This window comes from Chthoniobacterales bacterium (assembly GCA_039930045.1).
Taxonomy (GTDB): Bacteria; Verrucomicrobiota; Verrucomicrobiia; order Chthoniobacterales; family DASVRZ01; genus DASVRZ01.
Genome location: JBDSQB010000017.1, coordinates 174,378 through 187,914, shown reverse-complemented (window position 1 = coordinate 187,914; position 13,537 = coordinate 174,378). Strand labels below are relative to the sequence as shown.

11 protein-coding genes are annotated in these 13,537 nt (G+C 58.5%); 7 read left to right on the top strand and 4 right to left on the bottom strand.

Going from position 1 to position 13,537, the window contains the following annotated elements; translation table 11 throughout:
* The first annotated feature begins 136 nt into the window (after positions 1 to 136).
* The 3 genes from ABIT76_14025 to ABIT76_14015 are packed head-to-tail and all read left to right on the top strand — an operon-like array spanning position 137 to position 4,242.
* Positions 137 to 487 carry a hypothetical protein gene (locus ABIT76_14025; protein ID MEO7934267.1) on the top strand — a complete coding sequence of 117 codons (351 nt, stop codon included), beginning with the start codon at positions 137 to 139 and terminating at the stop codon, positions 485 to 487.
* A gap of 18 nt (positions 488 to 505) precedes the next feature.
* Positions 506 to 1,006 carry a hypothetical protein gene (locus ABIT76_14020; GenBank protein ID MEO7934266.1) on the top strand — a complete coding sequence of 167 codons (501 nt, stop codon included), beginning with the start codon at positions 506 to 508 and terminating at the stop codon, positions 1,004 to 1,006.
* Positions 1,007 to 1,062: 56 nt separating this feature from the next.
* Entirely contained in the window at positions 1,063 to 4,242 is a 3,180-nt protein-coding gene (locus tag ABIT76_14015) for a glycosyltransferase (GenBank protein MEO7934265.1), read from the top strand.
* Here the strand turns inward: ABIT76_14015 and ABIT76_14010 are convergent.
* From ABIT76_14010 to ABIT76_14000, 3 genes are read right to left on the bottom strand one after another with little or no spacing between them, the layout of a single operon-like run.
* The gene (locus tag ABIT76_14010) at positions 4,175 to 5,080 is read right to left on the bottom strand and encodes a glycosyltransferase (GenBank protein MEO7934264.1); all 906 of its coding nucleotides are present in this window, start codon (positions 5,078 to 5,080) and stop codon (positions 4,175 to 4,177) included. The genes ABIT76_14015 and ABIT76_14010 overlap by 68 nt on opposite strands.
* Positions 5,077 to 6,609 (bottom strand): glycosyltransferase, encoded by a 1,533-nt coding sequence (locus tag ABIT76_14005; GenBank protein ID MEO7934263.1) that lies wholly within the window; start codon positions 6,607 to 6,609, stop codon positions 5,077 to 5,079. The genes ABIT76_14010 and ABIT76_14005 overlap by 4 nt, the downstream gene beginning before the upstream one ends.
* Complete coding sequence (locus ABIT76_14000) at positions 6,606 to 7,307, bottom strand: hypothetical protein (protein ID MEO7934262.1); 702 nt, start codon at positions 7,305 to 7,307, stop codon at positions 6,606 to 6,608. The genes ABIT76_14005 and ABIT76_14000 overlap by 4 nt, the downstream gene beginning before the upstream one ends.
* A gap of 263 nt (positions 7,308 to 7,570) precedes the next feature.
* Here ABIT76_14000 and ABIT76_13995 point away from each other — a divergent pair, with 263 nt between their 5' ends.
* Positions 7,571 to 7,960, top strand: a complete 390-nt coding sequence (locus ABIT76_13995; protein MEO7934261.1) for a hypothetical protein — start codon at positions 7,571 to 7,573, stop codon at positions 7,958 to 7,960.
* Positions 7,936 to 8,475 carry a hypothetical protein gene (locus tag ABIT76_13990; GenBank protein MEO7934260.1) on the top strand — a complete coding sequence of 180 codons (540 nt, stop codon included), beginning with the start codon at positions 7,936 to 7,938 and terminating at the stop codon, positions 8,473 to 8,475. Before ABIT76_13995 ends, ABIT76_13990 begins: the two co-directional genes overlap by 25 nt.
* 11 nt (positions 8,476 to 8,486) lie before the next feature.
* Here the strand turns inward: ABIT76_13990 and leuS are convergent, their stop codons facing one another.
* Positions 8,487 to 11,012, bottom strand: a complete 2,526-nt coding sequence (leuS, locus tag ABIT76_13985) for a leucine--tRNA ligase (GenBank protein MEO7934259.1) — start codon at positions 11,010 to 11,012, stop codon at positions 8,487 to 8,489.
* A 41-nt stretch (positions 11,013 to 11,053) separates the two neighbouring features.
* Here leuS and rdgB point away from each other — a divergent pair, with 41 nt between their 5' ends.
* The gene (gene rdgB / locus ABIT76_13980) at positions 11,054 to 11,644 is read left to right on the top strand and encodes an RdgB/HAM1 family non-canonical purine NTP pyrophosphatase (GenBank protein ID MEO7934258.1); all 591 of its coding nucleotides are present in this window, start codon (positions 11,054 to 11,056) and stop codon (positions 11,642 to 11,644) included.
* Positions 11,645 to 12,195: 551 nt separating this feature from the next.
* Positions 12,196 to 12,945, top strand: a complete 750-nt coding sequence (locus ABIT76_13975) for a hypothetical protein (protein MEO7934257.1) — start codon at positions 12,196 to 12,198, stop codon at positions 12,943 to 12,945.
* The last annotated feature ends 592 nt before the right edge of the window (positions 12,946 to 13,537 follow it).

Here is a 13,537-nt window from a genome sequence, read left to right as displayed (position 1 = left end):
GGTCGAAGCCATCTCCAGCCACGGCAGCACTTCTTACATAGCAACTCGCAAGCCACCCGGCGGTTTATGGCGAGGTTTTGCAGAAATTTCGTTCTAGCGCGCTTTGCCTTTTGGTCCGGGCGGCGGATAATGCGACATGGCTGGCTGGCTCAATTCCCTCAAAGACACGGCTTTAGGTGCGACCGTGCGGCAATTTCTCGGCTCGAAACTCGAAGGCTACGGCAAGATCGAGCAATTCAAAATCGACACCAAAAATCACCTCATCGAAGTCGAAATCCGTCTCGAAGGCGAGAATGCGCCGGTCCACGTGACCCTTCGTGACTATGAAATCGTCGAAAAAGACGGTGTCACCCAAGTCTCCGCGCCAGCCGGCTCATTCACCGCATCGCGTGCTTGGCTGGGGAAATTGCTCAACGCCCAAGTCGCCGGACGCGCCTTCGCCATTCCCGAAAAATACGCCAAATACGCCCGCAGCCTCATCGGCTAAGATAAGTGCCTAACTCAAATGGAAGACCTCCTCAAAGCCCTTCAGCAACCTGAATACGTCCACGTCATTCTCAACCACCTGCCGATCACCGGGCTCCTCGCGGGCTTGCTCGTGTTGGTGATCGCCATTTTTCAGAAAAGCCGGGCTACCGCCATCGCGGCTTACAGCGTGATCTTTCTCATGTCGTTGAGCGTCATCCCCGTCACGGAATATGGCGAAAAAGCCGAGGACAATGTCGAAAGTCTCCTCGACGGCCCCGCTCACAAATGGCTCCACGAACACGAGGAGCGCGCGGAGAAAACGAGCTGGATTTTCTACGCCACGGCGGCCGCAGCGGCGGGCGGATTGTTTCTCCCGAGATACGTCCCCAAGTCCGGTCTGTTTTTTCTCTGGGTCACGCTTTTTCTGGGTGCTGCCGCTGTCGCGGGTGGCATGTGGGCCGCGTCTGCCGGGGGAAAAATCATGCATCGCGAGTTCCGGTATTCCCTGCCTCCCGGCGAGGCTTCGGCGGAAAATTGAACTGGCTGGTTTCGCGTTGATGTGACCCGGAGAGCGTGACACTCTAGTCGTTTTTTATGCTTCTTCTCGTCCTCGGAATGCCCCAATCCGGCGCCTCAGTCGCAGCGGAATGGCTCGGGCAAATGGGCGGGCAGCGACCGGACTTGCGTCGTCTGCACGAGGAGATTCTGCATTCCTGCGGCACCGAATGGCAGAAAATGGACGAGTCCGCCGCCCGCCAACTCGCCACAGTGGTGTCGTATCAGGATCGCGCTCGGGAAATATTGGACGAACTGGAGCCGCATCGGCCTTGGGTTTTCCAAGAGTCGAGTTTGAGTTTTCTCCTGCCATTCTGGCGGCCATTTTTGGAAAACCCGGTCTGCCTGCACATCGTGCGGAATCCCATGGAAGTCGCCTCGGCACTGAAAAAACACCACGGGCTCACCCTGCAGCACGGCCTCGCGCTTTGGGAACTTTCGACGATTTCCGCCCTGCAAAATGCCCGCGGTTTGCAGCAGATTTTTGTGCGTTACGAGGATCTGCGTGACCCGGCGTGTCTGGGCGAGCAACTGGCAGCCGCCGGCATCGAAGGCTTCCTTCAACCGCCGGAAAACAGAATCGAGTTGGAGTCGAATCTGGCATCGCAGAGCGGAGATTTTCTGAACCAGAAACAGCTCGCACTCTACTCAGCGATGCAAAACCCGTCGTCGACGCTGGCGGATGATTTTTCCCGCATTTCCGAGGGAGCCGCCGAGGTGCTGGCCCTCCAAAAAACCATCTGGAACACGTCGCAGGCCAATTTGCGCACACTTGCCGAAGTCCAGAAATCTTCCCGCACTTCGTGGAAAACCCATTGGAAGCTGACCCGGCTCCAGGAATCCGCCAAAAACAACCTCGACGACTCGCTTTCGCTCCTGGAAACCTTCCGCCAGGAACACCTGAAAACGCTCAACGCGCTCCCTTGGATCTTGGGAAATTTGCTCCATTTTCGCTGGCAAATCCTCAGCCGCACGAAGCGCCTCCGCCGGTTGCGCGAGTTGGAAACGTGCATTGAGGATCAGCGTTACAAAATCCAGCAAAGCAGTTCCATTTCGATGTCGGAAAGTGAGCAGTCGCGGCGCAACCGGCAGAAAAAACCACGTCCCGTGGCGGTCGTCATCCCGGTCTTCAACGCCTACGAGGAAGTCGTCACCTGCATCGAAAACCTCCTCCTCCACACGCGGCATCCGCACGAAATTCTCCTGATCGACGACCGCAGTACCGACGAGCGCGTCTGGCCGAAATTGCGGTCGTATGCGCGGGCACACGATCACATTCGCGCGATTCGGAATCGCAAAAATCTGGGCTACACGAAAACGGTAAACATCGGCTGCGAGTTTGCCCGGCCCTGCGATGTGATTTTGCTGAACAGCGATACGATTGTAACTCCGTTCTGGCTGGAAAAATTGACCGCCGTCGCCTACAGTCGCGCCGATGTGGCCACGGTGACGGCAGTGTCGAATGCGGCTGGAAATTTCTCTGTTCCCCTCAATAAAATCGACAATCCGATGCCCGACGACCTGAGCCCGTCCGAACTCGCGGGCTGGGTGGAGCGCCTGACGCGGCGGCGGCGTCCAGTGGTGCCATGCGGCAATGGATTTTGCCTGTTTGTGCTGCGCGCCGCGCTGGAAAAAGTGGGGCCGTTTGACGAGGTGTCGTTCCCGCGCGGCTACGGCGAGGAGAATGATTTTTGCATGAGGGCACGCAAGCTGGGCTTCCTCAGTTTGATCGACGACGCGACTTTCATTTATCACAAGCGCACGGCGTCGTTTGGCGCTGCGAAGGCTCCGCTGCTCGAGGCGAGCAAGCTCAAGCTCCAGGAGTTGCATCCCGATTACAAGGAACTGCGCAAGCAATGGCTGAAAAATGACCCCGTGGACGATCTGCGGGCGGAGCTGCAAAAAGCACCCTGGCGCTCCGGCTTTCCCCAGCCGGAGACGAAGCCGGTGCTGCTCTACGTGATCCATGCCAGCGGTGGCGGGACGCGGTTTACCTCGGAGGATTTGATCCGCGGCATGATGGATCATTACGAAGTGCTCCTGCTGGAAACGGCGGAATACCACTGGACGCTGCTGAGGGCGTCGCGCACGAAATTGACCCCGCTGCGGCGGTATCATTTCGCCGAGCGCTGGGAGTATTATCAGACTCTCAACGGCGAGCGGCTCGACGTCTGGGCGGAAATCCTGAGTGCGATGAAAGTCGGCCTCGTCCACTTCCGGCACCTCGTCGGCAATGGCCCGGAGTCGCTCGCCGTGGCGCGTCAAAAAGGCCTGCGCGTGGTCCTGTCGCTGCACGATTTTTACACGATTTGCCCGACGACGACGCTGCTCGACGAGAAGCTCCAATTTTGCGGCGGCCATTGCACTCCGGGGCAGGGAAAATGCGAATTGCGCGGGCGCTGGTTCGACAATAGCGGCCCGGTTTTGAAGCACGCCTATGTGCATGTGCATCGGAAATTGATGTCCGACGCCATCGCTTCGCACTGCGACGCACTGGTGACGACCTCGCTGTTTTCGCGAAATTTATTCGTCGAGCACTTCCCTCAAATCGCCTCGCGACTGCATGTCATCGAGCATGGCCGCGACCTTCAGCGCGAGGATTTCGTGGTCGCACCGGTGGCAGGACAGCCCGCGCGGGTCATTTGTCTGGGCAATATGAGCGTCCCGAAAGGCATGAATCTCATCCGCGAAATTATGGCGCTCGACCAGGCGGGCGCGGGCCGGTTCGAGTTCCATTTCCTTGGAAGTTTGCCCAAGGAAATCACCGATCTGGAGCCGCTCGGCGGCATTCTCCACGGGAAATACAAGCGCGAGCAGCTCAACGATCACCTCCGGAAAATCGGCCCGTCGTTCTCCATCGTTTCCTCGATCTGGCCGGAAACCTACTGCCACACGCTCACCGAATCGTGGGCCGTCGGGCTGCCCGTTTTCGCCTCAAACATCGGCACGCTTCAGGAGCGCGTCGAGCAGCACGGCGGCGGCTGGCTGCTGGATCATCGCAGCGCCGAGGCGTGGTATCGCGGCATGTTGGCGGCACTGGAAAACCCGGCAGAGTTTGAGCAGAAGCGCGAGCAAATCCGCCAGATGCCGGAGAAAACCGTCGCTGAAATGACTGGCGAATATCTGGAAATTTACCGTGCGCTCGAACCCGTTACAGGCGGTGGAAGAGAAAATCGAGCACGCCGCGTGGACGATGATCCTGCCCCGGCTCGGACGTAAATTTCCGGTCCTGCTCCTGCGCCAGCCACCAGGCGCGGACGATTCCAGCGCCGGATTGAGCGAGAATTTTTCGGCCGAGTTGGCGTCCATTCTCCTGAATCAGCCGCAGGCGTTCCGGGTCGGCGAGCAGCGCGGCGCACTTGGCCACGGCTTGTTCCGGCGTGATGAACAGGCAATTCACGCCGTCGGCAAACCCCAGTTTCTCCAAGATCACGCTGCGTTCCGTCACCAAGCCACTGCCATCCAGCAGGATCTCCAAAAATGCAGGCGCGAAACGTCCCTCGCTGCCGCCGCAGAGCGCAGTTAGATCGCATTGGGCGCGATATTCCCGTGCCGAGCGGCTGCAATTTTCGAGATAAGACAGACACGGAAACGTCTTCATCAGCGGCTCCACCACCCGGTTTCTCCACGGGTGCTCCGATTCGACTGCAAAATGGAAATCGGGCCCGACCAAGCCGAGCGGGAATGGTTTTTCCCGAGCCTCTCTCCGTAATATTCCGGGATAGTTGGCAATGTGAAAAACCGGGATGGCACCATTGGTTTTCAGGGCGGTGTCGCCGGCGAAGATCGCACTGCAACCCAGCTCGGCGGCGAGGCGGAGTTGCATCTCATTCACGCGACCCTCGGAGTCCGGCGGGAGCCAGGCAGCGCGGGTTTCTGCGGGCAATTTCTCCGTCACGCGCTCCGCATCGGGGGAAATGAGAACGAGTTCCAGTGCATTCGAGTCAGCCGTCTCCGTGAGCCCGGCCAATATCGCAGGCGGAACCGGCCAGTCGCAGACGCCGGAGAAATCCTTTCCGGTTCGACTTAGACTCAAATGGAGGCGCGGCAAACTCATGGTCGTGTCTGGTAAGCGGCAGCCAGAAAGGACTGCAACTCGTCTGTGTTGTGCCACGGCGGCAGCACGGCGGAAGGCGTCGCGTGGAGGGGAGTTTCAGTCGATTCACCGCCCCGGATCGCCTGCCGGACAGCATCCAAAGCCGGATGGCGAACCTCCGGGAAAGTCTCGCTGAGCGACTGCGACTGGGCCGTGTTTCCAGACAGATGCAAGCCCAGCAAATACGCGGCCCAAACGAGCGGGTCGGGGTTGGCCGCACCCCATTGGATGCAGCGAAGAATGATGGTTCTCAACGGCTGCAACGCTTCTGTCGCGTCGCCTTTTTTCAATGCCGCATACGCCAGTAACAGCAGAGGTTCGATGGTGAAGGAGAGCAGGTCGGTGGCCGCTGTGGCGGCGGTTTGGCAGGTGGCGAAATCATCTCGCCGCCACGCTTCCGACGCCTCGCGCATGGCCACGGTGAAGGGCGCATGCGAACTGAGCAAAATGCTGGTGCGCGCGCTCTCCGCGGGGACGAGTTCGAGTCGATTCATGACGTCCGGCTGAATGATGCGCTCGCCCGGTTTTTTCTGATTCCGGAGTTCCAGCCAGTCGGCGATGACGCGCCGGGCTTTGGCGCTGTGCCGCTCGAGGACGAAGGCGCGGCCACGGTCGGTGATTTTCTGGAGCGCGTCTGGGTGATCGAGAAGATGGCGGCATTTCTCGACAACGTTGTCGGGTTCGGCAAAAACGCAGTTCTCCATGTCGCGGAAGCCGAGGTGAATGAGCGTGTCGTTTGGCTCGGTGAGAAGGCAGCTTCGAGAAGCGGGAATCTCGAGGTCTTTCTTCATGAAAATATGCCGCGACGCCCCGCAGGCGAGTGCGATGGAACTCCGGTTGAGCATGCGTGCGTAGGCTTCGCCGACCATGCGGTGCGAGTAGCCGCGCGTGGGCCGGGGCGAACTGAAAACGGGAAATGCCTCACGCAGACGCGCGGCCACGTTGCGCCGCCACGGGTAGCGCCAGTCTTTGCCCGTGGAGACGAATCCGTCGCCAATGAGGGCGACGGGGATGACTTTTTTCTCGCCGAAATCGCGGCACATGTCCTCGTTGACGAACCACGGACAATAAAAAACCTGCTCCGCGAAGTCGCCGGCCATCTCCCTCATGCCGGTGTCGATGGTGAAGACGGCCTCGACACCGAGCCGCCAGGCGTGCTCGAAAAAGGGCTGCTTGGCCGGGCTGTGGCCATCCATCAAGGTGAGAGCGGCGATGGGAATGCCGAGCAGAGTCTGGAAATTGTGGGCCGGGCCGTCGTAGAGAAGCTTGTATTTGGCCCCGAAAAACAGCACGAGATCGGGCGCGAAACGTTCCGCCGCCGGGATCACATCCTGCGCCGCCGCCACGACTTCCACTTGAAAGTGATGCCGCAATCCATCGACCCACGGCAGGACGCCGGAGAGATAGAAATATTCCTCGATGCCGGATGTGGAGCCGGTGACGAAGAGGAGCCGGGGCAGACTGGAGGCGGCGACCTCGGGCGCGCTCATGCGTGACGGCCTTTCCGCAGAAAGCTCAGGTAACGACGACGGCGGAAGAGTTCCCAAAGCTGGAAATCGGCGATGTTCGCCTCGCGAATGATGCGCTTGTCCGCCGCGCTGAGAGAGGTTTTCGGCCCGCGATGGTGGGCGACAATGGGCGGGGAAACATTGAAAATGCCCGTCCGCAAGGTCCGCGCGAGCTGGAGTTGCGGTCCCATGTCGATGCCCTCCAAGCCGACCCAGGCGAAATGCTCCAGACGCCGGCGCGCATGCTCGAAGAGCCACGCGGGTTCCGTCTCCTGGCTGGCGGAGATGGTCAGGAGCTTGCTGCTTTGCCGGTTGCGTATCGGCTTGGAGATGGAGGAGGCAAAAAATTCCCCGATCGAGAGCTGCGCGCCGGAGATTTCCCCGTGCAGCGGGTGTTTAGAGTCCTGAAGAATGTGGCGATAGCTGTCCATCGCCCGCCAGAGTGGATTGCCGAGAAAAGTGATCCACGAGGAGCCGGCGAAGAGCTGCCAGAACCCCATCACTTCGCGGCCATGAATGATGTGCCCGCCGGATTGGTTGACGATGGCCCAGAAGCCGATGATCTGGTCGATGGCCGTGGCGCGCTGCTTGTCGCTGGAGAGCAGTCCTTCGTTCGCCCAATGGAATTCGGCGTCCGGGCAGGCTTCGCGCAGGGCATTTCCCAGCAAAGCGGGTTTCACGCCTGGAAGAATAAGGGAAATTACCACGGATTCTCTGGCCAGCTCATGCAGGTTAGCCTTGGTTGAGGGCAGAACCTGAATTGGTGGCATAAGGGGTTTTCATCTGGCAACACATCGGAAGCTCCATGGCAGGCGAGTTTTTTCAGAACATGCCCTTTCTGGCAAGACGGCACTTCGTTTCTTCTGCATGGACGGGGAACTGGCTGGATCGGAGTTAAATATTTATTGCGACTTTCAGGGGCGATTGCAGTTATATCCGGCGTATGCAACCTCATGAGGATCCCGCTGATCGCCCGCTTTGGGACTTGCTCGACCGCGCTCTGAATCCTGCGGACGAGGTGCGGGTGCCGGGGAGTTTTGCCAATGATGTGCTGCGCCGGATTCGCCTGGAGGCAACGATGGAACCCGTCTGGAGCTTCCACCTCTGGCTCGCGCAATCTTGGAAAGTACTCGTCGGTGTGACAGCGGCTGTGGCGCTGCTCGTTTCCGCGATCCCCGTGCAGGAAAATCAGACTCGCGCCCTGGCGCAGAATGCCGTGCCCGAGATGTCGCAATTGCTCGCGTCGGTTCCGGCTGGCGAGCTGGCCGACCTCGGCGACTTGGATACGTCCCTCGACGACAACGAATTATGGCTCGGCACCGCTTCCTACTAACTCTCGCCGCCTGCGCGGCCTGGCTCTCGTCGGTCGTTTGTGCCCAGGAAACTCCCACTCCCACGCCAGTGGAGCGTCCCGTGGCTCGTCCGCCCGATCAACGTCCACGCCAGGGACGCGATCCGCGTTTCCGGGAAATGCGCGAGGGTTTGGAGAAAATGCCCGAGGAGCAGCGGCAGCGGATTTTTGATAAATTTCGCAAATGGCAGCAGATGCCCGCCGACGAGCAAGCGCACTTCCGTTTCATGCAGGAGGAGCGTGAAAAACGCGCCCGCCAGGCCGTGGATGACACGATTCAGGCGAGCGGCTTGAAACTCGACGACGCGCAAAAGGTGAAGTTCACGGAAGTTTACAAACGCGAGCGCCGCAAGCTCGAGGAAGAATTGCGCGCCGAAATGGACAAGCGCCGCCAGGAACGCCTCCCTGAGTTGCAAAAAACTGTCATCGCCACCTATCAAAAAGAAGCCGCCGAGCCCACTCCGGCCGCCAGTCCGTCGCCGAGCGCGACTCCTTAGTTGGAACGTGGTTAGCTGGCGACGATGTTCACCAGCTTGCCGGGAACGACGACGATCTTCCGAATGGTTTTCCCATTCGTATGCTCCAGCACTTTAGGAAGTTCCAACGCCAGCTTCTCGATTTCCGGCGATGGCAGATCCTTTTTGATGGTGAGACGATCCCGCAGCTTGCCGTTGACTTGCACCGGTATCTCCACTTCATCCTCGATGAGGTAAGTTTCATTCCACTCGGACCAGGACTGTTCGCTAACCGTTTTCTCAAATCCGAGCCGCTGCCAGAGTTCCTCGCTCAGATGCGGCGCAAATGGATTCAGCAATACTAGCAACGTGCGAATTGCCGAAAGCGGGCGCACTCCAGTTCCAGTGAATTCGTTGGTGTAAACCATCATCGCAGAGATCGCGGTGTTGAAAGCGAGCGCGTCGATGTCTTCCGTTACTTTCTTGATGCCGGCGTGAACTACTTTGCGCTGGCGACTGTTTAGGTCCACGTCTTCTAACAATGACGACAGCTCCCATTGACCTTCCTGGTTTTCCTCCATCACGAGACGCCAGACGCGAGCTAGAAAACGATGCACGCCTTCCACGCCGCTCATGCTCCAGGGCTTCACTTGTTCGAGTGGGCCCATAAACATTTCGTAGAGTCGCAGCGAGTCGGCACCGTATTCGGAAATGATGTCATCAGGGTTGACCACATTGCCGCGGCTCTTCGACATCTTCTGTCCGTCGGTGCCGAGAATCATCCCTTGGTTCACCAGCTTCTGAAACGGCTCCCGCGTGCTAACATGACCGAGATCGAACAAAACCTTGTGCCAGAAACGCGCGTAGAGCAGATGCAAGACCGCGTGCTCTGTGCCGCCGACATAGAGATCGACGCCATTCTGCATCCAGTAGTTTTCGGCTTCGGAACTAACAAACATTTCACTGTTAGTCGGATCGCAGTAACGCAGATAGTACCAGCACGAACCCGCCCATTGCGGCATCGTGTTAGTCTCGCGAGTGGCCGTTTCACTATAACGAATCCAGTCAGTTGCGCGGGCTAGCGGCGGCTCGCCACTTCCGGTCGGCTTGAAGTCGTCCAGCGGCGGAGGAGTGAGTGGAAGTTCCAGTGGAGTTAGGGCGTGATGTTGTCCATTTTCCCAGACGATGGGGAAAGGTTCGCCCCAGTAACGCTGACGCGAAAACAACCAGTCGCGCAGCTTGTAGTTGATCATGCGTTTGCCAAGACCCTGACCTTCCAGCCACGTGGTCATGAAGCTTTTCGCCTCGGTGGTGGGTTTGCCGTTGAGAAACTTGGAATTGAATGCAACTCCGCTCTCGGCGAAACATTTCTCCTCGGTTTCCACAGGGCCGACCACGAAGCGAATGGGTAGATCGAACTTCTTTGCAAACTCCCAATCGCGTTCGTCGTGCGCGGGCACGGCCATGATCGCGCCGGTGCCGTAGCCTGTTAGTACATAGTCGGCGATCCAGATCGGGATGCGTTCTTCATTCACTGGATTCACAGCGTAGCTACCGGTGAAGACTCCGGTCTTTTCCTTGGCTAGTTCCGTGCGATCCATGTCGGATTTACCGGCGATGGACTTGCGATAGTTAGAAACTGCTTCCTTCTGCTCGGGCGTGGTGATCGCATCGACAATCGCGTGCTCGGGTGCGAGCACCATGTAAGTCGCGCCAAAAAGTGTGTCGGGTCTAGTTGTGAAAACCGAGAGGCGCAAACCACAATCTGGAATCTGGAATCCCACCAGTGCGCCTTCGCTTTTTCCGATCCAGTTTTTTTGCAGGAGCTTGATTCCTTCCGGCCAGTCGAGCGGAGCCAGCTCATCGATCAGTCGTTCGGCGTAGCTGGTGATTCGCAGCATCCATTGGCGCATGGGTTTTCTAACTACTGGAAAACCGCCGACCTCGCTTTTGCCATCGATGACTTCCTCATTGGCTAGAACCGTGCCTAACTCCGGGCACCAGTTCACGGGAACTTCGGCGACGTAGGCCAGGCGCACATTGTTAACATCCGTGCCGGTGTAAGTCTCGACCGGCTCGGCTTTGTTAGTCGTCGGATTAAACCATGAATTGTAGAGCTTCAGGAAAATCCATTGGGTCCACTTGAAGTAGTTGGGATCGGTGGTGTTAACCTCACGACTCCAGTCGTAGCTGAAGCCGATGCGCTGGAGCTGTTTTTTGAATCGAGCTACATTCGTTTCTGTCGTGATGCGCGGATGTTGTCCGGTCTTGATTGCGTATTGTTCAGCGGGCAAACCAAAGGCATCCCAGCCCATCGGATGCAGGACGTTGTAGCCGCGCATCCGCTTGTATCGGGCGATGATGTCGGTCGCGGTATAACCTTCCGGATGACCTACGTGCAGACCCTCGCCGCTGGGATAGGGAAACATATCCAGCACGTAGTATTTCGGCTTGCCGGCATCGAAACTTGGCTCGCCAGGGTTTGGCGTTTTGAAGGTCTCGTTGGTTTCCCAGAACTCCTGCCAGCGCGGCTCAAATTGATCGTAGGGATACGGTTTGCGTTTTTCAGAGAAGGACATGGCTGGTAAAATGGACGGGGGTTCAGTAAAGAAGTGCCGCCATGCCTGCGCAACCCCTTTTAATCGCCACCCGCAACGCCCACAAGACGGACGAAATCCGCCAGATGCTCGGCAGCGGCTTCGTGGTGGAGGATCTCAACTCCCGCGCCGACTGGCCCGATATCGCTGAAACTGGGCTCACTTTTTTGGACAATGCCACGTTGAAGGCGCTCGGCATTTCCGCGATCTACGACGGGCTAGTGCTTTCCGACGACTCCGGGCTGGAAGTGGATGCGCTGGAGGGCGCGCCCGGAGTTTTCTCAGCCCGTTTCGCCGGGGAAAAGGCGACCGACGCGCAAAACCGGACGCTGCTTCTGGAAAAAATGAGCGGAGTTGCAGTGCGCTCGGCGCGTTTCCGCTGCGTGATGGTCCTGGCCCGTGGCGACGCGGTGCTGGGGAGTTTTTCCGGCGCGGTCGAAGGCCAAATCATCCACCAAGAACGCGGCGGCCACGGCTTCGGCTACGATTCGCTCTTTGTCCCCGAGGGATTTGACCAGACCTTCGCCGAACTCCCCGCTGCCACGAAAAACCAGCTCAGCCACCGCGCCCGCGCCCTGGAGCAAGTTCTCGCCTATTTAAGGGAACTCCCGTAGGCACGCGTTCGGGATCGGCTTGGATGGAGTCGTCCATCGCGGCGGTGGCCTGCTGTTGGCCGAATTATTTCCTCAACAGACAAATAATCATCGCCCCCCAGTGTCGGGCCTGATAGCGTGCGCGCCATGGCTGCCCATGGCTTTCGTGCAAAACGTCCCGTTCGGTAAAGGCGGCCCCCGGCATCCCTGCCACCAGTGGCAGAATCGGATGCAACTCCGCTGGTTTTCAGTTTACCGGGGGCTTTCTCGCCGGCCAGATGACCTCTTTCCATCCCACCAGCACCGTTCCGGTCGGCCAGACGGCGCATTTCCATCCTGCCAGCACCGTTCGGCTGGAGCAGATGGCCTCTTTCCATCCTGCAAGCACCGTTCCTGTCTGCCAGATGGCCCATTTCAAAACGGAAAATGCCATTCCTGTGGCCGGGTCTTGCATTTGTGGGAGGAAACGTGTCCAGACTGCGGACTTTTTCGCCCATTCTTTGTCCAAACCGCTGCATTTCGCCCAAAACAACCATTTCGTCATTTCAACCTAACCCAACTCAAAAAACACCATGCCCAATCGTCGCCTGCCCAATAGCACCCCTGCCGTCCTCCGCACCTTCCAGACCGCCCACGACACGTATCTGCTGACGCCCGTCGCCAGCGAACGCGCCATTACTGCCGAGCAATTTGCCCAGCTCGATCTCACCGTGCCGACCTCGCTTTTCAGCCGGTTTAAGAAGGAAGCCAGCGAAGTCGATCTCGCGCTCGCCGCCCAAGCTCCGCTCAGCAGCGACCTCGCGGTGAAAGTGGCCCGCCTCACGCTTTTCGTCTCGCACTTCCATCAAGTGCTCGACCTCGGCATCGTGCGGGGCGATTTCGCCGTCGGCGCGCGGACGTTCTATGGGCGCGACATCACCGCGACCACGTTGCCCGACCTCACGACCTACGTGGCCGTGGCCGAGGCCGCGCAAAAGATCGTCGATGGAGAAACGGCGCGCGCGACTGCCGAAGGGGCGAGTTACCAAGCGATGGCGCTGCCCAGTGCAGCCGAAGTCGGCTCAGTTTTGACCGCCTACAAAGCCGCCGCCAGCGCCTCGCAAACCGCCACTCTGAAGACCGACCAGGAGCGCGAAAACGTGAGTGAACTCTACCCCGAAGCGCAGGAATTGGCCGTGGACCTCTGTGACACAATCGAATTCTTCTACCGCAAAGACCCATCCGATGGCTCCCGGAGAACCAAATGCCAACGCTGGGGCGTGGTCTATCTCTTCGATACGGCTGCAACTCCGGTGGTGACGCCGCCCGTGGTGGTGCCGTAAGAGGCAACAGAGTTGCGGGGACAAGTGCGTTCCCAAATGGAATTTGGGAACGAGGGGCCATCATTGGTGCACCACGATAGTGCTGTGCCAATGACGTCCCTCAGAACCTTCTCCCACGTCCCATTGCGGTAGCTGCCCAAGATACGAACGCCTGGTTTGATTGTCATAAGAGTCAGTTGTCTCCGAATAAACTACCTTTAGCGGAGTTCCTGCGAGGCTGACTGAGCGGGCAACATTGGTGGCAAATCGGATCGTGAAAGCGGCTTTGCCATTGTCGTCAGTCGTGACGGTGTGATCCTTAAGGATAGTACTGAAAGGGCCAAAGGGAACTAAGGTGATTATGGGAACTACCTCGAACTCCTGATATGCAACGACTGCGTGACAAACTGGCTGTTTGTTCTCATCCACGACTACAATTGTGACCGCACGTGGCTCTCTGAAATACGGAGCGTATTGGTTTACGACGATGGAAGCGAAAAGGAGCACGCCACACACAAGCGCCACCCATCCAAAACCAACACTTTGCCTCGTTATGGCAGGGCGTTTTGGTGCTTGGGAAAAATCATATCCGCAGTCGCAGAAAAGAAAAGCG